The sequence below is a fragment of the Streptococcus pluranimalium genome (genome assembly GCF_047785745.1).
Taxonomy (GTDB): Bacteria; Bacillota; Bacilli; order Lactobacillales; family Streptococcaceae; genus Streptococcus; species Streptococcus pluranimalium_B.
The window spans coordinates 30,932-57,060 of the sequence record NZ_JBLOJT010000002.1; the positions used below are offsets into that span (position 1 = coordinate 30,932).

Here is a 26,129-nt window from a genome sequence, read left to right on the forward strand (position 1 = left end):
TTTTGCTGGAAAGGAAAACAAATGGACGAAAGTCAACGCAAACAAATTTGGAAAATGCGCGCAGAAGGTCTTGGCTATGGTTTCATCGGTAAGGCTACAGGTTTATCTAGAGATTCCGTTAAGAAATACTGTAAACGAAATCCAGTATTGCTTGGTCATGGTACTGCTACAAAGCAGATGGCAAAAGCCGACCAGAATGATGGACTTCGTTGCCCACAGTGTTATCAAGCACTTAAAACTCGCAAAATAGGTAGGCCAAAGAAGTTCTGTTCGGATAGATGTCGTAAGGTTTGGTGGACCACTCATTCTGACGAACACGATAAATCAAAAACTGCATATGAAGCTTTGACTTGCCAACAATGTGGCAGGTCATTTTTATCTTATGCCAATCCAAATCGAAAATATTGTAGCCATTCGTGTTACATTCAATCACGCTTTTATAAAGGAGAAACCAATGACAAGTCAACCAAGAATGGAAATTAGAGAGATTCGATTATCTGAACTACACCCAGCCTCTTACAATCCTCGGAAAAAACTCAAAAAGGGTGACAAGGAGTATGAAAAGATTAAGCAAAGCCTACTCAAGTTTGGCTACGTTGACCCCATCATTGTCAATAAAGATTTGACGGTTATTGGTGGCCATCAACGATTAACTGTATTGAAGGACTTAGACTATGAAACTGCCAAATGTGTCATTGTCGATTTATCCAAGGAAGATGAAAAAGCTTTAAACATTGCCCTTAATAAAATCACAGGTCAATGGGATAACCAGCTTTTGGCGGACTTGCTTTTGGATTTACAGGAGTCAGATTTCAATCTCGACCTGACTGGTTTTGAACCACCAGAAATTGACGATATCCTATCAAATGTCCATGATAAAGACCTATCAGATGATGACTTTGATGTAGAAGAGGAATTGAAGAAACCCACCTTCTCAAAACGAGGGGACATTTGGCAACTTGGTAAGCATCGAGTGATTTGTGGAGACTCTACGAAAGCTGAAACATATGACCAACTTTTAGGTGATAAAAAGGCAAATTTGGTTGTGACAGACCCTCCCTATAATGTTGATGTGGAAGAAACAGCTGGAAAGATTCTCAATGACAATATGCCTGATAGTGACTTTTACCAGTTTCTCTTTACCATGTTTACTCAGGTAGAAAAACATATGGAAGCTGATGCCTCCATCTATGTTTTCCATGCGGATACGGAAGGACTGAACTTCCGAAAGGCATTTAAAGATGCAGGTTTCTATCTCAGTGGGTGTTGCATTTGGAAGAAGAACTCATTAGTGCTTGGACGTAGTCCCTACCAGTGGCAACATGAACCATGTCTCTTTGGCTGGAAACAAAAAGGAAAACACCAGTGGTTCAGTGACCGTAAACAAACAACCATTTGGGAATATGACCGTCCTAAATCCAGTAAGGACCATCCAACGATGAAACCCATTCCGCTCATGGCATATCCTATTCAAAACTCATCCATGCGTGGGACGATTGTTCTTGATCCATTCCTTGGTTCTGGTTCAACTCTAATAGCCGCAGACCAAACTGGTCGTGTTTGTTACGGCATTGAGTTGGATGAAAAGTTTGTGGATGTCATTGTCAAACGTTATATAGAGTCAACAGGAATTCATAACGTGACGGTGTTGCGCGATGGACAGACTTTGACCTTTGATGAAGCCTATTCAATGATGGAGGTTACGGTATGAGCCTAACCTTTCTTGATTTCTTTGCAGGTGTGGGTGGTTTTCGTCGTGGTTTGGAACTAGCAGGTTTCAAATGTATCGGTTACTGTGAAAAGGATAAGTTTGCACGAAAATCATATGAAGCAATGTATGACACGAAAGGAGAATGGTTTCATGACGACATCACAAGCATTGACCCAACACAACTTCCAAAAGCAGATTTATGGACTGCGGGAAGCCCTTGTCAAAATGTGTCTATCGCAGGGAAGCGAGCAGGACTATACGGTGAACGAAGTGGACTCTTTTTTACATTTGTTGAACTCCTCCAAAGCCAAGAGGAAGAAGATAAACCCGAGTGGATACTCCTTGAAAATGTTAAGGGACTTTTATCAAGTGGCGGGGGACGAGATTATCTCGACTATCTCTCTATCTTGGATGAAGCAGGGTACGACCTTGAGTGGCAAGTGTTCAATTCAAAAGACTACGGAGTTCCCCAAAATCGAGAACGCATCTACACTCTCGGACATCTTAGAAGCAGAGGTCAACGAAAAGTACTACCTATCAGCGGAGAAAGCGGTAGCCATCTTAAGCAACTTGTAGGTGGTGTGCAAAGCTATCGTGTCTACGACCCTAGTGGAATTGCCACAACTCTTGTTGGTGAGGGTGGAGGACTGGGTGCTAAGACAGGTCTTTATCTAATTGACCAATCTTTGACCGAACCAAAGTTGACAGATGAGGCACGTTGTATCACTGCACGATATACTGCTGGTGCTACAAAACGGACTGCGATGAATTCTGGAGTACTCGAAATTCAACCCATTCTGACACCTAATCGAATCAATAAGCGTCAAAATGGACGTAGGCTCAAGGAACAGGATGAGCCAATGTTCACATTAACCTCCCAAGACCGCCATGGTGTTCTTGAAGGCATCAAGGTCAGAAATGGTACGAAGCAAGGTTATCAAGTTGCAGTGGTTGGAGATTCGGTGGATTTATCTTATCCCAACTCACCAACGAGACGAGCAAGAGTTGGGAAAGGAATTGCCCATAACCTCTCCTGTGGTGGTCAAATGGGTGCTGTAGTTTGGAATGATCGAGTTGTAAAAATCAGACGCTTAACCCCTCGAGAATGTTTTCGCCTACAAGGATTTTCAGATGATTTGTTCGAGAAAGCCCAAGCAGTAAACTCCGATGCTCAACTATATAAACAGGCTGGAAATGGTGTGACGGTAACAGTTGTTTATGCCATTGGATATGCCATTTTAGCAAGCGAAGAATTATCGAAAATATCTTCAAAATAATCGAGAAATGACTGGATATATGTCTCCTTTAGAGGTAATATGTACACAACAAAGGAAGAGGAGAACACATCCATGACAACAACACTTGAAAAACTTTACGACATCTACCCAGCAACCGCAAGTATCATTCCTTACAAAGATTGGGTCATCGTTGCATCGAATGGATATAAAGGAACAGAAGTTGAGATTTACGAAACGACTGATAGTCTTGAAGAGTTTGAAAACTTCGAACGCAGATTTGACCGCATTTACCAAGAAGCAGGAATATTCGAAGACTTTGGACATGCCGTTAAGTGGGCATTTGAAAAGATTGGAGAATAACATGGACGCAAAAATGTTCAATAACCTAAAGACAACCTATCCTATTGGGACTAAGGTTAGATTAGTTAGAATGGATGACCCACATCCAGTTCCTAAAGGCACACTTGGAACTGTGATTGGAGTGGATGACATTGGTTCACTCTTAGTTAAGTGGGAAAACGGCAGTTGCCTAAATGTTTTGTATGGAATTGATATCGTAGAAAAGGTAATGTGAGATGTGGGAAATTATGACTCGAACGGTTGGAGACAGACATTACGTTTGTGAGTTTCTCCGTGAAGACACAACAGACCCAAGGAATATAGACGGTGCATGGATTAGAATACTGACAATAAAACGTGATGGTGAATATATCTACCAATATAGATATGGGAATGAAATAGATAACATGGACGACATTGATAGAACAGTTTGTCAGGCTGTTCTTGATAACTTTAATGAACTTTGAGAAAGAACTCGAATTGAGTTCTTTTTTCTTACTCTAAAGGAGGTGAGATTGTGGCAATCAGGGGGCGAAAACCAAAGCCTACGAATATGAAAATACTTGAGGGAAATCCTAGTAAGCGACCACTCCCTTCGAATGAAGTCAAACCCAAACAAAAAGCCCCACGTTGCCCACAGTGGCTTGAAGATGATGCAAAGAAGGAGTGGAAACGGATGGGAAAAATTCTCGAACAGATGGGAATTTTAACCGAAATGGACATGACTGCATTTGCAGGTTATTGTCAAGCTTACGCTCGCTGGAAAGAGGCGGAAGAGTTCCTATCCAAGCATGGCTCCATTATCAAAACTCCGAATGGCTATCTCCAACAAGTCCCTCAAGTCTCTATCAGCCAGACCAACCTCAAAATCATGCTTAAATTCTGTGAACAGTTTGGTTTGACACCTTCAGCACGTAACCGTCTAGCAACGATGGATGCGGAAGTTGGTACTGGTGATGAAATGGAAGATTTGTTAGGAGGAATTTTATGAGTTATCATTATGAACCAAGTCCATTCATGCTTCCAACCTCACATTATGATAAGGCAAAGGCTGATAGGGCAGTAACATTTATCAATAACCTCTCCCACACCAAAGGCAAGTGGGCTGGAAAGCGATTTGATTTGTTGCCGTGGCAGGAACAGATTGTCCGTGACCTATTTGGAATTGTCAAGGAAGATGGTAATCGGCAATTCTTAACAGCCTATATAGAAATTCCAAAAAAGAATGGAAAGTCTGAGCTAGCAGCAGCTATCGCTCTTTATCTATTATATGCGGATAATGAAGCCAGTGCAGAAGTTTATGGTGCGGCTTGTGACCGAAATCAAGCGTCAATCGTGTTTGATGTAGCCAAGCAAATGGTGCAAATGAGTCGCCCCTTGGAAAAGCGGTCTAAGATAATGGGAGCTACCAAGCGTATTGTAAATTATTCTAACGCTGGGTTTTACCAAGTTCTTTCTGCAGAGACTGGAACAAAACATGGACTAAACGTATCTGGCTTGGTCTTTGATGAAATCCACGCTCAGCCTAATCGTCATTTGTATGATGTATTGACCAAGGGGTCAGGAGACGCAAGGGAACAACCCCTCTTTTTTATTATCACAACAGCTGGAACGGATAGAAACTCTATCTGTTATGAGTTACATACCAAAGCATTGGATATTCTGAATGGTAGAAAGAAGGACACTTCATTCTATCCAGTGGTTTATGGTTTATCTGATGAAGATGATTGGAATGATGAAGCTAACTGGCTCAAGGCCAACCCTTCACTAGGGCATACTATTGGGATTGATCGTGTAAGAGAAGCCTACCAACAGGCACTTGATAATCCTGCAGAAGAGAATGTCTTTAAGCAGCTCCGTCTAAATATGTGGACAAGTTCAAGTGTTGCTTGGATTCCTGAACATGTTTATGCAATGGGAAATGATCCTATACAATATGATAGTCTTAGAGGTCGTAGCTGTTATGCAGGTTTAGACCTTTCTAGTACGTCAGATATAACGGCTTTTGTCTTGGTATTCCCCCCTAGATTTGAAGAGGAGAATTATATTGTTCTGCCATTTTTCTGGCTACCAGAAGATACATTGGAGCTTAGATGTCGACGTGACCATGTTCTATATGATGTTTGGGAGCGTCAGGGCTACATCAAAACTACAGAGGGAAATGTCGTTCATTATGGTTTTATCGAAAAATTTATTGAAGACTTATCGGAAATCTATCATATCAAGGAGATAGCCTATGACCGTTGGAATGCGACACAGATGGTTCAAAATCTAGAAGGGATGGGCTTGACCATGGTGCCTTTCGGTCAGGGATACAAGGATATGAGTCCACCATCAAAGGAACTCTATAAACTTATGATGGAAGGCAAGATTCAACATGGTGGGCATCCAGTTCTGAAATGGATGGGACAAAACGTAGTCATGAGACAAGACCCTGCTGGCAATATCAAGCCTGATAAGGAAAAGTCAGTCGAGAAGATTGACGGTATTGTAGCACTCATTATGGGGCTGGACCGTTGTATTCGTCACCAAACCGAAGAAGGAAGTGTTTATGATGAACGTGGTATATTGAGTTTTTAGTTGACAAAATAAAGCAAAATACGTTACAATTGCAGTACAAAATTCAAAGGAGAAGTAGTATGGGAAAAACAGCCACTTTAAATGTACGTGTTGATTCGGATGATAAATTAAATGCAGAAAGTGTCTTGAAAGAGCTTGGAATGCCTATGTCTACATTGATTACCCTACTATTAAAGCAGGTTTCTATGACACGAAGCATTCCGTTTGATATTGCCTTACCACAAGCACCTTCTTCTGTGGATGTCTCACCACTGTCTGCTGGTGAATTGAAAGACCTGTTGGTGCAGAGCTATCACTCAGCGGATCATGAAGAAACGATATTGGCGGAAGATTTTTTCAAAGGTATTAAAGGGGTGAATTAATGATTGAATATCCCGTGAGATTGACAAAACAAGCCAGTGACGATTTGACTGCCATTTATCGCTTTATTGCGATAGAGCTACAATCACCCTTAACAGCAGATAAAAATATCCATCTCTTTGAACAATCCATCAAATCCTTATCAACGTTTCCAGAACGTTGTCCTATTCTTGAAGGGTTTGAGAGTGAGGGTATTGTGATTCGAAAACTTATTGTTAAAAACTATGTTATATTTTATCGTTTTGTTGGAGAGGTTGTAACTGTACTTCGAGTATTACATGGTACTTCTAACATTGATGCATTATTGAGAGATATCGCAGAAGATAATGATGTGAACTAATATTGGCATCTCCAAGCGGAGGTGCTTTTTCTATTCAAAGTGTTCAAAAAATAGTTGATAATATCGCCAAAATGACTTGATAAGTCCTTGCTTCTACGGTAATATGTGACTACAAAAAGAAGAGGGGAACAAAACAATGGCAACAAAAGCACGGATTGGATTATTGACGAAAAACCATACAGCACAAACAATCGAGGTAGCGTATGAAGGATATCCAGAATACACTGGGGAACTTCTAAAGAAACACTTTAAATCAAGTAAAGAAATTCGTGCATTACTTCAGAAAGGTGATATCATTCAGCTTGAAGATAGTCTTGACAAAATTGAACACGATGACTTACAGGGGAATGCCCAGCAACATCGTTTCATCGGTGACATCAGTCAATTGGCAGAGGATACCCTGGCAGATTACATTTATCTTTTTCAAGAAAGTGATAGAACATGGTATCTTCTTGAAGAAGGAGAGATGAAAAACATCTAAGAACAAACGATAAGCACTTCAATCGAGGTGCTTTTTTCGTACTCAAAAGGAGGAACTATGGGACTACTAGATTTACTGGGACGTAAGCGTGCTAGAGATAAACCACGAAATAGTTATGAAGGACAGGACTTTTCCTATCTGTTTGGACGAACGACCAGTGGGGAGAATGTAGATGAGTTTAAGGCTATGCAGACAACAGCTGTTTATGCTTGTGTCCGCATCTTGGCTGAAGCAGTAGCTTCACTACCCATTCATGTTTATGAGAGAACGGCAACTGGAAAGGAGAAAAAGGTGGAACATCCCCTATATTTTCTCTTGCATGATGAACCTAATCCTGAGATGTCATCCTTTGTTTTTAGAGAAACCTTGATGACCCATCTACTGATATGGGGCAATGCCTATGTCCAGATTATCCGAGATAGGAGTGGACAGGTTATAAGTCTTTATCCACTATTGCCTGATAAAATGTCTGTACATCGGGACGAAAGTGGAAAGCTCTATTACAAATACAAGCGTCAGTCAGAAGAAAACCCAAACTTTAAGGAAAAGGGAGATGCTATATTGAAAGCGGAAGATGTTCTCCATGTTCCTGGTCTGGGGTTTGATGGCTTGATAGGTTATTCTCCAATTGCTCTTGCAAAAAATGCTATCGGTATGACATTGGCTACGGAAAACTATGGAGCTTCATTCTTTAAGAATGGTGCAAATCCAGGAGGAGTTTTGGAACACCCAGGTATCCTCAAAGATCCCAAACGAGTGAGAGATTCATGGAATGCAGTCTACAATGGGGTAACCAATGCCCATAAAGTGGCAGTTCTTGAGGAAGGGATGAAATACACTCAAGTAGGCATTCCACCTGAAGAAGCCCAGTTTCTTCAGACAAGAAAATTCCAAATTAATGAAATTGCAAGACTCTACCGAATTCCACCTCATATGGTTGGCGACTTGGAGAAATCCTCATTTTCAAACATTGAGCAACAATCTCTAGAATTTGTTAAATATACCTTAGACCCTTGGGTGGTTCGTCTCGAACAGGCTTTCAAGAGGTCTCTTTTTTTACCTGAAGAAAAGAAAACCTACTTTGTGAAGTTTAATGTAGATGGTCTACTTCGTGGTGATTATCAGAGTCGAATGAATGGCTATGCGATTGGGAGACAAAATGGCTGGCTATCGACAAATGATATTCGTGAACTTGAGGACTTGAACCTCCTTTCAGATGAGGAAGGTGGCAATCTCTACTTGATAAATGGAAACATGACGAAACTGAAGGATGCGGGTGGCTTTATGAAACAAGCACCATTAGAACAAGAAACTCAATCTGAGGAGGATATGGATGCATAAGTTTTGGAATTTTACAGAAGATGATAGTGGTCGAACACTTCGTATAGAAGGACAGATTGCTGATGAGACGTGGTTTGGCGATGAAGTCACTCCACAGGTATTTAAAAATGATTTACATGCAGGAAATGGAGACATCACCCTCTGGATTAATAGTCCAGGGGGTGATGTTTTTGCAGCTGCTCAAATCTATAACATGTTGATGGATTATAAAGGTGATGTCCATGTAGTGATTGATGGATTGGCCGCAAGTGCTGCTAGTGTCATTGCCATGGCAGGTACAACGGTTTCTATGAGTCCAGTTGCCATGATGATGATTCACAACCCTTGGACTGTAGCACAAGGTGAAGCCAAGGATATGCAGAAGGTCATTGAAATGTTGGGAGAAATTAAGGAATCCATCATCAATGCCTATGAACTGAGAACAGGACTTTCAAGAACCAAACTCTCGCACCTCATGGACTCAGAGTCTTGGTTCAATGCCAAAAAGGCTGTTGAACTAGGCTTTGCGGACAAGATTCTCTTTGACAAACAAGAGGAACATGGAATGGACACCGAGAGTTATTCTTTCAGTCGAAATACTGCACAACAAGATTTACTTGTAAAAATGCAGGCGAAACTTGAAGTCCAACAACCAAAGAAAACAATCCCTATCAATCAGTTGGAAAAACGATTGAATTTGCTCAAATAACGAAAGGAATATGAACTGATGTCTAAATTACTTGAATTGAAAGAAAAACGTAACCAAGCTTGGCAACAAGCAAAAACCTTCCTTGACTCTGTTCGCTCAGAAGACGGACTGGTATCAGAGGAAGATTCCAAACGCTACGATGACATGGAAGCGAAAATCAACCTCTACAATCAAGAGATTGCTCGATTGGAGCGACAAGAAAAGATTGACCTTGAACTTTCTCAACCAGCAACACAGGCTCTAATTGGGCAGCCCACTACAGTTTTGAATGACAAGACTTCTGAAGAGGAAAAGAATGGTGTGGCTTCTGATAGCTATGCCAAGACATTTTGGACAAGTGTCCGTAAGCGTCACTTCTTTGATGTCAAAGACGTCCTTCGAGTAGGGGAAGATACCGAAGGTGGTCATCTTGTTCCTGATGAGTATGAGAAGAAACTAGTTCAAGGATTACAAGAAGAGAATTTCTTCCGTAGTCTTGCGACCGTCATCAAAACCTCTAGTGGTGAGCGTAAGATTCCTGTTGTGACCGGACACGGTTCAGCATCATGGATGGATGAAAATGGTCTGTATCCTGAAACAGAAGAAACCTTTGGTCAGGTGACACTAGACTCTCATAAGATTGGGACTGCTATTCGTATTTCAGAAGAGCTGCTTAACGATTCAGTCTTCGACCTTGAGTCCTATATGACAGCTGAATTTGCTCGTCGTATTGGAACGGAAGAAGAAAAAGCATTCTTGATTGGTGATGGTTCTAAGAAACCAACTGGAATCTTTACTCAGGCAGAAGTTACAGGTCCAACGACTGCTACAAAGGATATTACCTTTGACGACATGATTGAATTGTATCATTCTCTACCAGCACCCTATCGTAAGAACGCAGTTTGGATTTTACATGATACGACTGTCAAAGCTATCCGTAAACTCAAGGACAACAACGGTAATTACATTTGGCAGCCATCCACACAAGCTGGACAACCAGATTTGATTTTAAATCGTCCATACTACACATCAACCTTTGCTCCACTACCTGAAGCAGGAAATAAAGCCATTGCATTTGGTGATTTCTCTTATTATTGGATTGCGGATCGTCAGGGACGTACCTTCAAACGTCTGAATGAACTCTATGCCAATAATGGACAGATTGGATTTCTTGCTTCACAACGTGTGGATGGTAAGTTAGTCCTACCTGAAGCCGTTAAGACTTTAACAGTGAAGGCTAAGTAATGATGGTCAGTTTAGCAGAAGCAAAACAGTATCTCAAAGTGGAACACGATGATGAGGATGGACTGATTGAGCAATTGCTTGAAACCAGTCAACGACTCTGTGAAGATATTTTGCGACAATCAATTTATTCAGAAGTTCTAAAGACGGCAATCCTATACGGGGTTGCCTATCTTTATGAACACAGAGAAGATGCAAATCATAGAGAGTTGAAGGAGACGCTTTATCACTTATTGTTGGCTGAACGAAAGGATGTGTTCTGATGAAGATTGCACCTTTGAGGGAACGCTTGTCGTTTCATGTTCGACAGATTGTTCAAGATGAGATTGGCAATGAAAGTTCGACATGGATACCTTTATTTGAACGATGGTGCTCTTGCCGTCCTCTCACCTTGACCGAAAGTGATGGGAGGGTGACAAAACTGGAACAAGAGAAAGTCCAGTTCACCCTCAGGTATGAAAAAGCAATTCTTGGACTTCATTCCTTAACGACTCGCATTCAATTTCGTGGTCAAACCTATGAGATTGAGTCGATTGATGGAGATACGGTGCCAAGACAACTGATTTACATCGTCGCCATTAAGGAGGAGAGTTATGACTAGAATTGAATTGGGTGCACTAGAATCTGCCATCGCAAATGAGCTGACTGAGTATGTGCAGGATACAACAGAGGTGATGCGTGAAGTTGTAGAGGAAGTCACTGAGGAATCTATTGAATCCTTGAAAGCAACGTCACCGAGAAAGAGTGGATCTTATGCCAAAGGGTGGAAGAGTAAAGCAACGATTGATACCAGTACAGGTTTAACCAAAACCATTCATAATCAAACGCCAGGCCTGACGCATCTATTAGAAAATGGTCATGCCAAAAGCTCTGGTGGGCGAGTTGAGGGGATAAAGCATATCGCTCCTGTAGAAAAACAAGCAATACAATCCTTGGAAGAAAAGCTGAGAAAGCGAGTGTGATAAGACATGTTCCTAAGTGAAATGTACTCCATTCTCAAAGAATTACAGCTCCCAGTCGCCTACCATCATTTTGAAGAAGGGAGTCGTCCAATACCACCGTATCTGGTTTATTTGGTAACTGATTCAGAAAATCATGGTGCAGACAATTGGACCTATCATAAGCAGAATAACCTGCAAGTGGAACTCTATACTACTAAGAAAGATTTAGCAACTGAACAAAAGGTGGAGTCATTATTTGACAGCCACCTTATTTATTTTGAAAAAGTAGAAACCTATATCTCATCTGAGAAACTCTACCAAATAACCTATTACATCACATTACATGGAGGATAATATGGCTGAAAAGAATAAGGTCACCTTTGGACTACAAGATGTCCATTGGGCAGAAGTTACAAGCGAAGGTTCTGATGGTACGTTGACATACGGCAATGTGGAACGCCTTCGTGGTGCTGCGGAATTAACCCTTGAACCAACAGGTGACAAGGGTTCTTATAAGGCAGACAATATCAATTTTTATACAACGGAGTCAAACGATGGTTATGAAGGAACACTAAAAGTTGCTCTTCTAACGCAGGAATTTTTGACTCGAGTCCTCGGAGAGCAGTTGGATGCGACGACAAATACCATTTCAGAAATCGCAAATAGCGAAAAGAAAAATTTTGCGTTGATGTTCCGTTTTGAAGGGGATAAAAAAGAAACATTACACGTTTTGTATTATTGTTACGCATCTCGTCCGGCTGTTGGTTCAAAAACCAAGTCAGGTTCGGATATTAATGAGGTAGAGTTGACCTTTACTGCCAGTCCTCGCCCACTCGATAAGGTTGTACGTAGACGAACAACGGAGGAAACGAGTGATGAGATTCGTCAAAACTGGTTCAAGGCAGTTTTTGAACCTCGTAAGTAAGGAGTAGGCCATGAGAGAAAGTATTACCATAGCAGGCACCACCTACGAGTTAGCAACCAATGCCTACACACCAATTGCTTATAAAGAGCAGTTTGGTAAGGACTATTTCCAAGATCTCTTTTCTATGGTCAATAGTCAAGCTATCTTGGATAAGCTAGACCAGTTGGAGGAAGGGGAAGAACTCAAGGCAAGTCAGGTTGATGTGTCTATCTTATCTGACTTTGATATGACCTTTTTCCATCGTCTTTTTTGGGTTTTTGCCAAATCTGCCAATCCTCGTGTGAAACCTTTTGTGGATTTCTTCATGGAATTGGAGGAATTTCCAGTTCAGGAAGTAGCCCCTGTCTTGATGAATATGTTGAACCAAGGGATGTCAACTAGAAAAAAGCAGATGAAACAGAATCAGCGAGTGAGGAAATCTTCACAGTAGAGAGCTATTTCTCCTGTTGTAAGGAGACTGGATTGACCATTGACGATTTAAAACATATCTCTATTGGGATGGCACTTGACTACCAAACGGATTATGTGGAGATGCGTACTCGGGAAACTTCTCAAACACGCCCAGCAACTCAAGCTGATTTTGATAATTTCTGATGGTAGAAAGGAGGGACTATGGCTGGAAACATAAAGGGAATTACGATTGAAATTGGTGGCGATACCCAACCCTTACAAGATGCACTTAAGGGTGTAAACAAACAAGCCTCTGAAGCTACCAAAGAACTAAGACAGATTGATAAGGCTCTCAAGTTTGATACAGGCAATGTCACCCTCCTTACTCAAAAGCAGGAAGTCTTGGCAAAACAAGTCGAGACAACCAAAGAAAAAATGGCAACGCTCCGTCAAGCCCAATCACAGGTGGAAGCTCAATTTAAGGCTGGGGATATTGGGGCAGACCAGTACCGTGCCTTTCAACGTGAGGTGGAAACTACTCAAAGGCTGCTAACGTCCTATGAAACTAAGTTAGCTGATGTGTCATCAACACTTGAGAATCACGGTCGAGCCAGTAGTTCAGCGGCTCAACAATTAGATAAACTCCAAGTGGAGCAGGGGCAGTTAGCAAGTGAGATGAACAAGGTCACGTCTCAATTTGAGCTACAAGAAAGTGCTTTGTCATCCAATAGTTCTGAAGCAGAACGCAATGCCATAGCCCAACAAAAGATTGGAGCACAGTCAGAAATTGTTTCTAAACAAATTTCCAATCTCGAAAAGCAACTAGCCTTGACAAAGAGGGAATATGGTGAGAATTCCATTGAAGCCAATAAGATGGAAGCTGAGTTGAATCAAGCAAAGACCGCTCTCAATAACCTGAACAACGAGATGGATGAGACCAAATCCTCTGCCGATGGTGCTCAAGATGGCATGAAAGCCATGTCTGACACCATTCGGGCTGAGGCACTTCAAGCGACCAGTGAGAAGCTTGCAGACATCTCTCAGAAAATCTTCGAAGTCGGAACAGAGTCCATGTCTGCGGCAGCTCAACTTCAAGCCAGCAATGCCCAATTCTCTACCGTCTTTGGAGATATGGAGAATGCTGCTAAGGATGCCCTCAATAAGATTGGGGAAGAGATGGACATTGTTCCAGAGCGTCTTCAAGGCTCCTTCACTCAGATGGCTTCCTTTGCCAAAACCTCTGGAATGGATACGGCTCAGGCTTTGGATCTGACCACTCGTGCCACCAGAGCAGCGGCTGATGGGGCAGCATTTTACGACAAATCCATCGAAGAAGTCACCGAAAACCTGCAGTCCTTCCTCAAAGGAAACTATGAAAATGACGCAGCTCTAGGTATTTCTGCGACAGAAACCACTCGTAATGCAGCGGCGAACAAGCTCTATGGAAAGTCCTTCAATGAACTATCAGAAGCTCAGAAGCAGTTAACCCTCCTTCAAATGGTAGAGGACGGCAATGAACTCTCTGGAGCCTTGGGACAAGCTGCAAGGGAATCAGATGGACTGGAAAACGTTCTGGGTAACTTAAGACAGTCTGGAACTAATGCTCTAGCAGCAATCGGTCAACCGATTCTGGAGATGCTTATTCCAGTCTTTCAAAGTTTGGCAGACATTGTTAGTCAACTAGCGACTTGGTTTACCAACTTATCCAGTCCCATCAAGGAAGTCGTCATTATCTTCACAGGTATTTTAGCCGTGGTAGGGATGTTACTTCCTGTTTTCTTGGGCTTACAGGTTGCGGCAGCCGCTATGGGGACAACCGTTGTTGGAATGATAACGGCATTCTTGCCGATTGTGGGGATTATTGTTGGTATTGTAGCTGCCATTACCTTACTGATTGTTGGGATAAAAGAACTCTGGACGAATCACGAAGGCTTTCGAACGACTGTGATGGAAATCTGGAATAGTATCTATGCCTTTCTGACTATGATCATCCAGCAGATTACAAGTTTTGTCATGTCCATCTGGGGAACGTTAACCACATGGTGGACTGAAAACCAGCAATTGATTCTAAATGCTGCAACCACGGTATGGAATGCCATCAATACGGTTATTCAAACGGTGATGACTATTCTTGGACCGCTCATCCAAGCAAGTTGGGAGAATATCAAACTCATCATCACAGCCGCTTGGGAGATGATAAAGATTGTGGTCGAGACTGCTATCAATGTGGTACTTGGTATCATCAAGGCAGTCATGCAGGTTATCACTGGTGATTGGACTGGCGCTTGGGAAACCATCAAACAGGTCTTTTCGATGGTATGGGAGGGCATTAAGTCCCTTATTTCCTTAGCTCTCAATTTCATCGCCCAGTACATCTCAACTGCTTGGACGGGTATCAAGAATACCATCTCAAATGTATTATCTGCCATTAGTTCTGTCATTTCATCTATCTGGTCAGCTATTCAGTCGACAATTTCCAGTGTCCTGTCTGCGATTGGTTCAACAGTATCAACTATATGGAATGGTATCAGAAGTACCGTATCCAACATTCTGAATGGGATATCCAATACAGTTTCATCTGTTTGGAACGGTGTGAAAAATACCATTTCAAGTGCCATCAATGGTGCAAAAGATGCCGTGAGTAACGCCATCAATGCCATTAAAAATCTCTTTAACTTCCAAATCAGATGGCCGCATATTCCTCTTCCTCACTTTCGAGTATCAGGTTCAGCCAATCCACTCGATTGGTTGAAGGGCGGAATTCCGAGAATCTCCATTGATTGGTATGCCAAAGGAGGAATTTTAACCAAACCAACCGCATTTGGGGTAAACGGCAATAGCCTAATGGTTGGAGGTGAGGCTGGAAAAGAAGCAGTCTTGCCTTTGAATGAACAAACATTGGGTGCAATTGGTCGAGGAATCGCAAAGACCATGACAAGCAACCTGCCCACCATTCAGATCACCATTACTGGAAATTCGGTAAGGGAAGAGACTGACCTTAACCGACTTGCGGAGATGGTTGGAGAAAAACTCGTTTATGAATTAGAACGTCAACAAGGATTGAGAGGAGTGAAACCATGATTAGACATAATGCATTAACCATTGGTGGAGTGTCCACTGCTAGTTTTCCTTTTAAGGTAATCGTGGAAGATAGCCCTTCTATCACAGTTAGTGAAAGTAAGACTCAATTGATAGAACACCAAGGTCTGTCAGGTGCGGTTCTTCAAACCAATCCTCGCAGAAGTGTCATGGAATTGAGCTACATCCTCTATCTTGTTAAACCTAGTGAAGAACAGTTATTTTCCTTTTTGAAGCTATTTTTGAAAGAAGGATTTTGGCTTGAGAACGCTAGTTTCAAGACCATACGCTTTTGGTGTTACAAGGTTCGCCATACTCCAGTTCAAAAAGATAAGCTGGGGGTGTATGAACTTAAGGTTACCTTTTCTTGTCACCCAACCAAGTGGTTCAAAACGACGACCTCGCAGGTGTTTAGAACCAGTGGTACTTTGAGAAGTCAAGGTTCAGCCATTGCTTTTCCAAAGATTACCATAAGTGGCAACTCGACTAGTGAAACTAGCTTTACGATTGGGAATGATGTCATCCGCTTGGAGAGATTACAAGAAACACTCATTATGGATAATAATCCTAGTCAGCCAAGTTTTAAAACACAAAGAGGTCAGCCTGTAAAATGGTCTGGCGATTTTATTTCCATTGATGCAGGCAGAAATGACTCGGTTGGAGTTGTCTTAGGTGCTGGTATCACATCATTAACAATAGAAATGAATTGGGGGTGGGCTTAGTGTTATCATTATTGGACAAAACTGTTCGAACGGTAAAATGGCATGGTAAACCACTCCCAGAGACCATTAAGGCAAGCGTTAAAGAAACCTTGAATGGGGATTTTGTCCTGAACTTTACCTATCCGATCACAGACAGCGGAATATTTCGAGAGTTAAAAGAGGACTACCTCGTTCGTAGCCCAGTTCCAGTATTGGGACATCAGTTGTTTCGGATAAAGAAAGTCATCGAAGGGGACACCAGTCTTGAAGTTGTGGCCTATCATATATCAGATGACGTCATGACTAGGTTGGTATCGCCATTTAGGTGTGAACAGGTACCCTGTGCAACTGCCTTATCAAGCATGGTCATGGCAAGTAAGTCTCTGCTTGGAGATTTTTCTTTTACAAGTGATATTGTCAAGAATAGAATCTATACAACAGACAAGGAGCAGACGCTTTACTCCACACTACTGGATGGTAAACACTCTATCCTTGGAACTTGGGAGGGAGAATTGGTTCGAGATAACCTTGCCCTATCAATTAAGAGTGAGCGAGGACAAGACCGTGGAGTTGTTATCTCTACTCACTACAATTTGAAAAAGTATCAACGAACCAAAGAAAGTTCACAGATTATCACTCGTATCCATGCCACTTCAAGCTTCAAGCAAGAGGGGCAGGATAGGGAGACTGTACTTCAAGTCACTGTAGATAGTCCGTTGATTAACTTCTATCCTTTCATCAATGAAGTGACCTATACCAATAATCATCTCAGAACTCGTCAAGAGTTAATAGAATGGGCTAGTAGCAAGTTTCGTTTAGAGGGAATTGATAAGCCAAAAGATGCCATCATCATTGAGGCATTTGAGTTAGATGGTCAAACGGTTCATCTAGGCGATACCGTAACTTTAAAAAGCAAGCTACACGGAATTGATGTTAGGAAGAAAGCAATCGCTTATGATTATGATCCTTTAGCTAAGAATTATCGCTCTATCACTTTTGATGATAAGGCAAGTAGCGGTACAGGTAAAACTGGCGGTAGCTTAACTACACTAGCCAATAATCTCCTTGATGGAAATAAGCGGAGTGAGGATGTTGCCGTTGAAATTGCCATTGATAATGCCAACAGAGCATTTGATGCGGAATTTGAGAAACGTCAAGTAGCTATTGATAATGCTATCGAACAGGCTCAAAGTCGTGGGGAGGTCTATGCGGATCGATTAAAGGCCAGCATTGATAATGAACTTACTTCTATTCACCAACAGATGCGGCAACAGGAAGAGGAGCAGCAACGTACAACTCGTGAATTATTGGCAAAGGCTGGGGTAAATAGCAACCTAGCCACAGAAGCCAAACAAAAGGCAGAACAGGCTCAAACTGGGGCAACTGAAGCCCTCAGAAGGGCAGAACAAGCCAAGCTTGATGCTATTCAAGAAGCTAACCGATTGACTTCAACGGAGCGTAGTCAAACAGAGTCAAAGATTGCGACAGCAAAATCACAAGCTATCACTGAAGCTAGTCGATTGGTTGATGTAGCAAAAGCTCTATTAGGTGGGCAGTTGTCAACTGTCAGTACCAATCTCTCACAAACCAAGGAGGATATAAAACTTCTTGCGAGTAAGCAACTGGTGGATAGTCTGACTGGTCGAGTAACGGGTGCAGAATCCATGATTCAAGTACAAGCAGACCAAATTTCTCAGCGTGTTAAAACCAGTGATTTTAACCAAGCAAAACAGAGAATCGAAACTGCCGAGTCATCGATTACGCAATTGGGGAATCGCATAACAACTGAAATCAGTCAGGTGGATGCGAAAATTCCAACTAGCCTAGACGGTCTCAATTTGATGACTGGTACTCGCGATTGGTCAAATAAAGGAAATGCATGGCATTTAGGAAACAACTGGTCTACCGAAACAGAGAATTTCAGAGGACTGGTTGTTCGTTCAACCCAAGCAGGGTTCAACGGAAGTCATCAGAATATTGTTGTGAAAGCAGGAGATGTCATTACCTTTAGCTTTTATGCCAAAGCGAATCAGCCACTTTCTTCCATCAAAGTTTCAGCGATTTGGTCCGGTTCGAGTGTCTATCGTGCTCCAGTCGCAAGAGTGAGAGAGTCTGACGATATTATTTCTGTCACCAGTGACTGGAAACGCTACTGGAAAACAGTTCATGTATTATCTGATGGTTCACTCCAATTTCGGACAGAGTACAATGGCAGTACTATCCCAAATGGCAATAAATTCTATGTGGCAGGATTGAAAGTCGCAAAGACCTCACTAGACACAGGGTATTCAGAAAATCCAGCAGATATAGCTGGTGAATTGACCACCCAACGGACACTCATCACTCAAACGGCTTCTGGTGTAGAGCAGGTTTCTACAAGATTAACCGAAGCAAATGGAAAGATTTCTAGTAGTGAAACCCAGATTCGACAATTAGTTTCGGATGTATCCTCAAAGGTCAGTCAAACGGATTTTAATAACTTGAAACGGACTGTTGAGGGACATACTACATCCATCCAACAAACACAGCAATCTATTTTGCTTAAGGCTGATAAGACCATTCTTGAGGGGGTCAAAACAACCGCTGAGAATGCCTTGGCTAAGGCCAATACAAACGCAAGTCAGATTACTCAAACCAAGGCAGACCTGCGGATTGCCAATGATGCCATTTCACAGAAAGTCGCAAAGACAGACTTTAATAGCTTGACTGGCCGAGTAGCAAGTGCAGAAACCACTATTCGAACACAAGCTGGGCAAATTGAACAACGACTAACAAGTACGCAAGTTGAATCTGCCATTAACTCAAAAGGCTACCAAACCAAGTCACAGGTTGATTCCAATATTGCGGGTCGTGGCTATCTTACGAGCAGTTCGTTACAACCTTATGCGACGACAACCAGTGTGCAGAACTTGGTCAAAACAACCTCTGATAGTTTCACTCAACGAATCAGTCAAACGGAAAGCAGAATCCCAACCTCAGTTTCACATCGTAATTTGATAGCTGGTACTTCGGATAGATGGGGTGCTTATCAGACGATAAATGCCAATAGTAACTGGATAGCATCATTAGGAAGAGTGCAATTTGGGGATAGTAGTGGAATTTATGTTGGATCAAAAGTTCATTTATATGTTCATATCTCAGCGGATGAGATTATCTTTGACCCTGCGGTGACGACTCGTACTATGAAACTTCAAGGTCCAATCTTGGATAGTCAAAATGTTTGGACATGGACCAACTGGAATTTGTATCACCCTTTCTACAATAAGTGGAGCAGTAATCTGACAACAGGTAACAATTATCGGTTAATCAAACTAACCTCTACCATCACTCAAGAGATGTACCAACACTCTAAAGGTTTTGAACTTCAAGTCAGAATTGATGGAGTTAAGACAGGTAAGTTTCATGTGAGAGCTTTAATGGTATCAACTGGTGATATCTTTCCAGACTATTGGACTCCGTCATTAGACGACTTGACGACAGTAACAGCTTTTCATGAAGTACGGGATACTGTAAGCAGTCACACTCGAACAATTGGTGATCACACCAATCAAATCAGTCAGGTTGTTCAAACGGCTACTGGGATTGTGACACGAGTTGGCAATCTAGAAACAAGTCGAGCAACAACTGCCACAGTAAATGCCATTCAAACGCAGGTTTCAACACTTGCAGGGGCGTGGTCGGTTCGAAATCTGACCAGTGCAGGAACAGTCTTGAGTCAGCTCAATCTCAATAAGGATGGCACAGTCAAGATTGATGGAAAACTCGTTCAAATAACAGGTACAACTTATATCCAAGATGGAGTGATTGCGAGCGGTAAGATAGCCAGTCTTGATGCAGGAAAGATTACGTCAGGGATTATATCAGCAGCTCGAATTGGAGCAGAAGCCATCACTGCGGATAAGTTAAAGGTTGATCAAGCATTCTTTACCAAGTTTATGGCAACAGATGCCTATCTCAAGCAGTTGTTTGCCAAGTCTGCCTTTATAACCCAAGTGCAGTCAGTAACCCTATCTGCCAACAAAATTTCTGGAGGTATTTTGTCAGCAATCAACGGAGCTATGAAAATCAATCTATCACTTGGAAACATCAAGTTCTATACCAACTCTCCATCCATTTCTCGAGAGGTTAGTGGATATCCTCACCAATGGGTTTCCTTTGAGACAGGAACGTCAAACGGGAAACCATGTGGGGTAACCATTATCGGTTCGAATCGATGGAATAACTGGAATGCCAATGACGGTGGCTTTGTAGGGATTCGAGCATGGAACGGTACTGATACTGACCAAATTGATGTGGTAGGTGATAAAGTTCGCTTAGCAAGTGCTCCATATACCAATCCAGATGGGTGGGAGATTGTAACGTTGCCTAACCGACTGAGTATTGATGCCTTTAAAGCATCCGACCGACCAAGTTCTATTTTGAATATCGGAGATATCCGCATCTATCGAAATGGGACAACCTATGTCAGTCTAAAAGATGTACTTCATCAATTCAATCACAATTTTAAACACTTAGTAAACATCACAGGTCGAGGTGACGTCATCTTGACATGGGACACGATTAAATAAAGGAGTTCACAGATGAATCTAGAACAAATCAACCAATCACTTAAACTAACTATCCAGGAGCTTGTCACCAAGCTATCTGATGAAATCACTGCTAAGAACCTCATTGCCATCCAATTGGTGGAAAGGGATGAGGAACTTAGCCTGTTGCGTAAAGAAAAACAGGAATTGACTGAGCTATTAGAAGTTCAGACAAAACCTGAAGAAGGGAAAGGAAAATAGTTATCATGGCACTTCTCAATATTGACAAAGTAACAGAACCATTTGATTTGGAGACAGCTCTCGCTTACATGCGTAAGAATGGAGAGTTCATTCGTTGTAAGACAGCAGAGCAGGATTTTTACATGTATCTTGAAGAAGTAAGGCGACCTGCTATTAAAAATGGAAAGCGCCAGTTGGTTACAACAGAAACAGTTTGGGCTTTTAATCAGTGGGGCAGTACGACATTAACTCTGAATCTTTCTGATTTATTTCATGAATGTTTTTATCTGATGCGGTTTGATGAGAACGGTCAACCGGATTGGTCAGACCCTACCATTATGCAGGAAGGTTCAGTAGAAAGTGAGGTGACCGATGAAGGAACTGTTAACTCTTAATAAGATTTTATTTTCCATGATTGGAGGCTTGATTGGTAGTCTATTTGGGGAGTTGGATGGTATCCTATATGCCCTACTTGTCTTCGTTATTATTGACTATCTAACAGGAATTTTTGCGGCGGTTGTAGAGAAACAATTGTCTAGTAGTATCGGTTTTCGTGGCATCTTTAAAAAGATAGCCATTTTATTTTTAGTTTCACTAGGTCATCTGATTGATACAGCCATTATCAAGCAAGGTGGAACCATTCGCACCATGGTCATTTTCTTTTATCTCAGCAATGAGGGACTAAGTATTCTAGAAAATACCGTTCGAATCGGTTTACCTATACCTGAGAAACTACAAGCAATCTTAAAGCAAATCAATGAGAGGTGAGAAGATATGGGAAAATATCTAGTTATTTGTGGTCATGGACAAGGTCGAACAGGCTATGATCCTGGAGCAGTGAATGCCAAACTGGGTATCACAGAAGCAGGAAAGGTTCGAGAATTAGCCAAGATCATGTCTAAGTACAGTGGGCAACAGATTGATTTTATTACCGAACAAAATGTTTATGATTATCGGAGTATTTCTAGTATTGGTAAGGGATACGACTCGATTACTGAATTGCACTTCAATGCCTTTAATGGCAGTGCCAAAGGAACAGAAGTCTTGATTCAATCTTCCTTAGAAGCGGATAAGGAAGATATGGCTATCCTATCTCTTCTTTCACGTTATTTCCAAAATCGTGGCATTAAGAAGGTAGATTGGCTCTATAATGCCAACCAAGCAGCAAGTCGTGGATATACCTATCGTTTGGTGGAGATTGCCTTCATCGATAATGAACAAGATATGGCGATTTTTGAAAAGAAGAAAGAGGACATTGCGAAAGGTCTTGTATCAGCTATAACAGGAGTTGAAGTCAAGACCATAGTTCCCTCGACTCCCAGTTCAACCGCTGGGAGTTCAGGAACTCCTTCAAAACCAATCTATCTTGTTGGTGATAGTCTTAGGGTGTTGCCTCATGCGACTCATTATCAGACTGGTCAGAAAATTGCCAACTGGGTCAAGGGGCGCACCTACAAAATCCTCCAAGTGAAGAATGTTCACCAGTCCAACAGTAAGAGAGCTTATCTACTTGATGGAATCAAGTCTTGGGTGCTTGAGCAGGATGTAGAAGGAACAACTAAAGGCCATAGTGAGCAGACCTATCAAGCACAGAAAGGCGATACCTATTATGGAATCGCTCGGAAGTTTGGTTTAACAGTTGATGCTCTTCTTGCGGTAAATGGCTTGAAGAAGACGGATATTTTAAGAGTTGGACAAACTCTAAAGGTCAACGCGGCTTCAAGGACAACAACCGCTATTCCAACCAGTGTTGCAAGCCGTGTGGTTGCGTCCGCTTTATCTAAGGTCGGTCAAAAGGTGACTGTTCCATCTAACCCTTATGGCGGACAGTGTGTTGCCTTGGTGGATAAGATTGTTCAAGAACTTACGGACAAGAATATGTCCTATACTAACGCCATTGATTGTTTGAAGAAAGCAAAATCAAATGGTTTTCAAGTAATCTACGATGCTTGGGGTGTGAATCCTAAAGCAGGTGATTTTTATGTCATTCAGACGGATGGTTTGGTATATGGTCACATTGGTGTCTGTGTGACGGATTCAGATGGAAAAAGTATTGATGGTGTGGAACAGAATATTGATGGATATTCTGACCATAATAAGAACGGTATCAATGACCAATTGGAAATTGGTGGCGGTGGTATCACTCGTCGTGTGAAACGTCAATGGATGGCGGATGGCTCACTCTACGATTCTACTGGAACAGTTAAACTTGGTAAAGTTGTTGGTTGGTTTAGAATTTCATAATTAAGATATAAGCCTGGTGGGAACATCAGGCTTTATTTTTTTGCCTTTTTTTCAAAAAGTGCGGAAAAATCGCTCCCAAACCTACCTAGTAAAGTAGGAGGAATATTTGTATTCCATGAACTATGGCATAAATTTATCAGGTCGAATTAGTTTGTCTGATAACTTGACTAATATCCTTTTTAGAGTGATATATAGTGTGCCATTACATAGGAAGGAGAGTAAATGTCCGTAAAGAAGATTAGAGTCAATAGACAAAAACATAGGAAGAGAGTCTGTGCCTACATTCGAGTTTCGACGACCAATGGAAGTCAGTTAGAATCGTTAGAAAATCAGAAACAGTATTTTGAAAACCTGTATTCCAATAGAGACGATATTGATTTTGTAGGTGTTTATCATGATAGAGGTATATCTGGTTCTAAGGATAATCGTCCAAATTTTCAAGCTATGATAGAAGATTGTCGTAAAGGTATGATTGATGTTATCCACACCAAGTCTATTGCCCGCTTTGCCAGAAACACGGTTACAGTTCTTGAAATTAGTCGTGAACTGAAGGCAATTGGAGTAGACATATTCTTTGAGGAACAAAACATTCATACCCTTTCAAGTGAAGGGGAAGTGATGCTTTCAGTATTAGCAAGTATTGCAGAGGATGAGTTAAGGAGTATGAGTGGCAATCAACGTTGGGCTTTTCAGAAGAAATTCCAACGAGGCGAGCTAGTCATTAACACCAAGCGATTCTTAGGATACGATGTTGACGAAAACGGTGAGTTGATTATCAAGCCAGAAGAAGCCTTAATAATAAGGGAAATATTTGCACTTTACCTTGCAGGAAATGGTACACATCGTATTGCCAAACAGTTAAATGAAAAGGGTGTTGCGACTGTTACAGGTGCTAAATGGCATGACACCACAATCCGTCAAATGTTAAGCAATGAAAAATACAAAGGTTCGGTCCTACTGCAGAAGTATTTCCATGATGGTGTGAATGGTCCTAAAAAATTGAACCAAGGGGAACTTGAACAATACTTGATAGAAGATAATCATGAAGCTATTATTTCAAAAGAAGATTGGCAAAGAGTCCAAGATAAGCTAAATAGTAGAAGATGGCAAAAAGGTAGAAACAAAACCTATAAATTTACTGGGTTGTTAAAGTGTCAGCATTGTGGTTCGACATTAAAGAGACAAGTTTCTTACAAGAAAAAAATTGTTTGGTGCTGTTCCAAATACATAAAAGAGGGAAAAGTAGCCTGTCAGGGAATGCGAGTGCCAGAAGTAGATATTTCAAATTGGGAGATAAACTCACCAGTTACAGTAATAGAAGGAGATAGAGATGGGGAAGAGTATTACAGTTATTCCGGCCAAGAAAGTGCAGACCAGCGTTCTTCATCAGGTCAGGAAGAAAATCAAGGTAGCCGCATATTGTCGAGTGTCCACCGACCAAGAAGAACAGCTATCAAGTTATGAAAACCAAGTAAATTATTACCGAGAGTTCATCTCTAAACACGAGGACTATGAGTTAGTTGACATCTATGCGGATGAGGGCATTTCAGCAACCAATACCAAAAAACGTGATGCCTTTAACCGCTTGATACAAGATTGTAGGGCAGGTAAGGTGGATAGGATTTTGGTCAAGTCGATCAGTCGGTTTGCCAGAAACACCCTTGATTGTATCAAGTATGTCCGAGAGCTGAAAGAACTGGGTGTTGGCGTGACTTTTGAGAAGGAGAATATTGACAGCCTAGATTCCAAAGGTGAGGTTCTTCTAACAATCCTTTCTTCCTTGGCACAGGATGAGTCACGTTCCATTTCAGAGAATGCGACATGGGGAATTCGTAAGAAGTTTGAACGTGGTGAGGTGCGCGTGAATACTACTAAGTTCATGGGGTATGACAAGGATGATAATGGTAGGCTTATCATTAACCCTCAGCAAGCTGAAACAGTTAAATTCATTTACGAGAAATTCTTAGATGGGTATAGTCCTGAGTCCATAGCTAAGTATTTGAATGACAATGAAATATCTGGTTGGACTGGGAAGGCAAATTGGTATCCAAGTGCTATACAGAAAATGCTTCAAAATGAAAAGTACAAGGGTGATGCCTTATTGCAGAAGACCTTTACCGTTGATTTTTTGACTAAGAAACGAGTTCAAAATGACGGTCAGGTTGACCAGTACTATGTAGAAAATAGCCATGAAGCTATTATTGACAAAGACATTTGGGAATTAGTACAGTTGGAATTGGCAAGGAGGAAAGCCTACCGAGAGGAGCATCAGCTCAAGTCCTATATCATGCAAAATGACGATAACCCTTTTACAACTAAGGTGTTCTGTAAAGAATGTGGTTCAGCCTTTGGTCGAAAGAACTGGACCACCAGTCGAGGTAAACGCAAGGTTTGGCAATGTAACAATCGATATAGGGTCAAAGGACAGATTGGCTGTCAGAATAACCATATTGATGAAGAAACGTTAGAGAAAGCCGTAGTAATGGCTGTAGAACTATTGAGTGAGAACGTGGATCTGTTGCAAGGGAAGTGGAATAAGATTATAGAAGAAAATCGTCCGCTAGAAAAGCATTATAGTACAAAGTTGGCTGATATAATAAACAAGCCATCCTGGGAATTCGATTCGTATGAGATGTGTCAGGCATTGGATAGTATTACAATTGTGGAGGATGGACAGATAACTGTCAGATTTTTAGAAGGAACTGAGGTAGACTTGTAACTAGGCTATTACTCTAGTTAATGTTTGCAATTAGACATATATGCATCATACGAGATTTCCAATGGC

Annotated in this window: 30 protein-coding genes; all 30 read left to right on the forward strand. The window is 41.6% G+C overall.

Features of this window, described 5'->3' with window-relative positions; all coding sequences use genetic code 11:
* The first annotated feature begins 21 nt into the window (after positions 1–21).
* The 30 genes from ACMZ6U_RS00620 (at position 22) to ACMZ6U_RS00765 (ending at position 26,063) form a co-directional block, all read left to right on the forward strand.
* On the forward strand, positions 22–483 hold the full coding sequence (locus ACMZ6U_RS00620; protein ID WP_416105755.1) for a helix-turn-helix domain-containing protein: 462 nt from the start codon (positions 22–24) through the stop codon (positions 481–483).
* A complete protein-coding gene (locus ACMZ6U_RS00625) occupies positions 455–1,711 on the forward strand; it encodes a site-specific DNA-methyltransferase (protein WP_416105756.1) in 1,257 nt (418 codons plus the stop codon). Before ACMZ6U_RS00620 ends, ACMZ6U_RS00625 begins: the two co-directional genes overlap by 29 nt.
* Positions 1,708–2,988, forward strand: a complete 1,281-nt coding sequence (locus ACMZ6U_RS00630; RefSeq protein WP_416105757.1) for a DNA cytosine methyltransferase — start codon at positions 1,708–1,710, stop codon at positions 2,986–2,988. Before ACMZ6U_RS00625 ends, ACMZ6U_RS00630 begins: the two co-directional genes overlap by 4 nt.
* 72 nt (positions 2,989–3,060) lie before the next feature.
* Positions 3,061–3,309, forward strand: coding sequence for a hypothetical protein (locus ACMZ6U_RS00635; protein ID WP_416105758.1), 249 nt, complete (start codon positions 3,061–3,063; stop codon positions 3,307–3,309).
* Between the two features lies 1 nt (position 3,310).
* Positions 3,311–3,523 carry a DUF4314 domain-containing protein gene (locus ACMZ6U_RS00640; protein ID WP_416105759.1) on the forward strand — a complete coding sequence of 71 codons (213 nt, stop codon included), beginning with the start codon at positions 3,311–3,313 and terminating at the stop codon, positions 3,521–3,523.
* 13 nt (positions 3,524–3,536) lie between these two features.
* A complete protein-coding gene (locus ACMZ6U_RS00645) occupies positions 3,537–3,755 on the forward strand; it encodes a hypothetical protein (protein ID WP_228381536.1) in 219 nt (72 codons plus the stop codon).
* A gap of 50 nt (positions 3,756–3,805) precedes the next feature.
* The gene (locus ACMZ6U_RS00650; RefSeq protein WP_416105760.1) at positions 3,806–4,279 is read left to right on the forward strand and encodes a phage terminase small subunit P27 family; all 474 of its coding nucleotides are present in this window, start codon (positions 3,806–3,808) and stop codon (positions 4,277–4,279) included.
* Entirely contained in the window at positions 4,276–5,868 is a 1,593-nt protein-coding gene (locus tag ACMZ6U_RS00655; RefSeq protein WP_416105761.1) for a terminase large subunit, read from the forward strand. The genes ACMZ6U_RS00650 and ACMZ6U_RS00655 overlap by 4 nt, the downstream gene beginning before the upstream one ends.
* 59 nt (positions 5,869–5,927) lie before the next feature.
* Positions 5,928–6,230: a type II toxin-antitoxin system RelB/DinJ family antitoxin gene (locus ACMZ6U_RS00660; RefSeq protein ID WP_014636336.1), complete on the forward strand. Its 303-nt coding sequence runs from the start codon at positions 5,928–5,930 to the stop codon at positions 6,228–6,230.
* Positions 6,230–6,568, forward strand: a complete 339-nt coding sequence (locus ACMZ6U_RS00665) for a type II toxin-antitoxin system RelE/ParE family toxin (protein WP_014636337.1) — start codon at positions 6,230–6,232, stop codon at positions 6,566–6,568. The genes ACMZ6U_RS00660 and ACMZ6U_RS00665 overlap by 1 nt, the downstream gene beginning before the upstream one ends.
* 136 nt (positions 6,569–6,704) lie before the next feature.
* On the forward strand, positions 6,705–7,049 hold the full coding sequence (locus tag ACMZ6U_RS00670; protein ID WP_014636338.1) for a hypothetical protein: 345 nt from the start codon (positions 6,705–6,707) through the stop codon (positions 7,047–7,049).
* 57 nt (positions 7,050–7,106) lie between these two features.
* Positions 7,107–8,390, forward strand: a complete 1,284-nt coding sequence (locus ACMZ6U_RS00675) for a phage portal protein (protein ID WP_416105762.1) — start codon at positions 7,107–7,109, stop codon at positions 8,388–8,390.
* Entirely contained in the window at positions 8,383–9,078 is a 696-nt protein-coding gene (locus ACMZ6U_RS00680) for a head maturation protease, ClpP-related (protein ID WP_416105763.1), read from the forward strand. Before ACMZ6U_RS00675 ends, ACMZ6U_RS00680 begins: the two co-directional genes overlap by 8 nt.
* Before the next feature lie 18 nt (positions 9,079–9,096).
* The gene (locus tag ACMZ6U_RS00685; RefSeq protein WP_416105764.1) at positions 9,097–10,302 is read left to right on the forward strand and encodes a phage major capsid protein; all 1,206 of its coding nucleotides are present in this window, start codon (positions 9,097–9,099) and stop codon (positions 10,300–10,302) included.
* Between the two features lie 2 nt (positions 10,303–10,304).
* On the forward strand, positions 10,305–10,562 hold the full coding sequence (locus ACMZ6U_RS00690; RefSeq protein WP_416105782.1) for a head-tail connector protein: 258 nt from the start codon (positions 10,305–10,307) through the stop codon (positions 10,560–10,562).
* Entirely contained in the window at positions 10,562–10,900 is a 339-nt protein-coding gene (locus ACMZ6U_RS00695) for a head-tail adaptor protein (RefSeq protein WP_416105765.1), read from the forward strand. The genes ACMZ6U_RS00690 and ACMZ6U_RS00695 overlap by 1 nt, the downstream gene beginning before the upstream one ends.
* Positions 10,893–11,261: an HK97 gp10 family phage protein gene (locus ACMZ6U_RS00700; RefSeq protein WP_416105766.1), complete on the forward strand. Its 369-nt coding sequence runs from the start codon at positions 10,893–10,895 to the stop codon at positions 11,259–11,261. Before ACMZ6U_RS00695 ends, ACMZ6U_RS00700 begins: the two co-directional genes overlap by 8 nt.
* 6 nt (positions 11,262–11,267) lie before the next feature.
* Positions 11,268–11,594, forward strand: coding sequence for a hypothetical protein (locus tag ACMZ6U_RS00705; protein ID WP_277696832.1), 327 nt, complete (start codon positions 11,268–11,270; stop codon positions 11,592–11,594).
* Between the two features lies 1 nt (position 11,595).
* Positions 11,596–12,165, forward strand: coding sequence for a major tail protein (locus ACMZ6U_RS00710; RefSeq protein WP_205040901.1), 570 nt, complete (start codon positions 11,596–11,598; stop codon positions 12,163–12,165).
* Between the two features lie 10 nt (positions 12,166–12,175).
* Entirely contained in the window at positions 12,176–12,595 is a 420-nt protein-coding gene (locus ACMZ6U_RS00715; RefSeq protein WP_416105767.1) for a hypothetical protein, read from the forward strand.
* A gap of 32 nt (positions 12,596–12,627) precedes the next feature.
* Complete coding sequence (locus tag ACMZ6U_RS00720; RefSeq protein WP_014638109.1) at positions 12,628–12,759, forward strand: hypothetical protein; 132 nt, start codon at positions 12,628–12,630, stop codon at positions 12,757–12,759.
* 18 nt (positions 12,760–12,777) lie between these two features.
* Positions 12,778–15,636 (forward strand): phage tail tape measure protein, encoded by a 2,859-nt coding sequence (locus ACMZ6U_RS00725; protein ID WP_416105768.1) that lies wholly within the window; start codon positions 12,778–12,780, stop codon positions 15,634–15,636.
* Positions 15,633–16,355: a phage tail protein gene (locus tag ACMZ6U_RS00730; RefSeq protein ID WP_416105769.1), complete on the forward strand. Its 723-nt coding sequence runs from the start codon at positions 15,633–15,635 to the stop codon at positions 16,353–16,355. Before ACMZ6U_RS00725 ends, ACMZ6U_RS00730 begins: the two co-directional genes overlap by 4 nt.
* A complete protein-coding gene (locus tag ACMZ6U_RS00735; protein ID WP_416105770.1) occupies positions 16,355–20,902 on the forward strand; it encodes a phage tail spike protein in 4,548 nt (1,515 codons plus the stop codon). The genes ACMZ6U_RS00730 and ACMZ6U_RS00735 overlap by 1 nt, the downstream gene beginning before the upstream one ends.
* A gap of 12 nt (positions 20,903–20,914) precedes the next feature.
* On the forward strand, positions 20,915–21,121 hold the full coding sequence (locus tag ACMZ6U_RS00740; protein WP_416105771.1) for a hypothetical protein: 207 nt from the start codon (positions 20,915–20,917) through the stop codon (positions 21,119–21,121).
* Positions 21,122–21,126: 5 nt separating this feature from the next.
* Positions 21,127–21,495: a hypothetical protein gene (locus tag ACMZ6U_RS00745; RefSeq protein ID WP_416105772.1), complete on the forward strand. Its 369-nt coding sequence runs from the start codon at positions 21,127–21,129 to the stop codon at positions 21,493–21,495.
* The gene (locus ACMZ6U_RS00750) at positions 21,473–21,868 is read left to right on the forward strand and encodes a holin family protein (protein WP_416105773.1); all 396 of its coding nucleotides are present in this window, start codon (positions 21,473–21,475) and stop codon (positions 21,866–21,868) included. The genes ACMZ6U_RS00745 and ACMZ6U_RS00750 overlap by 23 nt, the downstream gene beginning before the upstream one ends.
* Positions 21,869–21,874: 6 nt before the next feature.
* Positions 21,875–23,344: a LysM peptidoglycan-binding domain-containing protein gene (locus tag ACMZ6U_RS00755; RefSeq protein ID WP_416105774.1), complete on the forward strand. Its 1,470-nt coding sequence runs from the start codon at positions 21,875–21,877 to the stop codon at positions 23,342–23,344.
* A 222-nt stretch (positions 23,345–23,566) separates the two neighbouring features.
* Positions 23,567–24,808 carry a recombinase family protein gene (locus tag ACMZ6U_RS00760; protein WP_416105775.1) on the forward strand — a complete coding sequence of 414 codons (1,242 nt, stop codon included), beginning with the start codon at positions 23,567–23,569 and terminating at the stop codon, positions 24,806–24,808.
* Complete coding sequence (locus ACMZ6U_RS00765) at positions 24,771–26,063, forward strand: recombinase family protein (RefSeq protein WP_416105783.1); 1,293 nt, start codon at positions 24,771–24,773, stop codon at positions 26,061–26,063. Before ACMZ6U_RS00760 ends, ACMZ6U_RS00765 begins: the two co-directional genes overlap by 38 nt.
* The last annotated feature ends 66 nt before the right edge of the window (positions 26,064–26,129 follow it).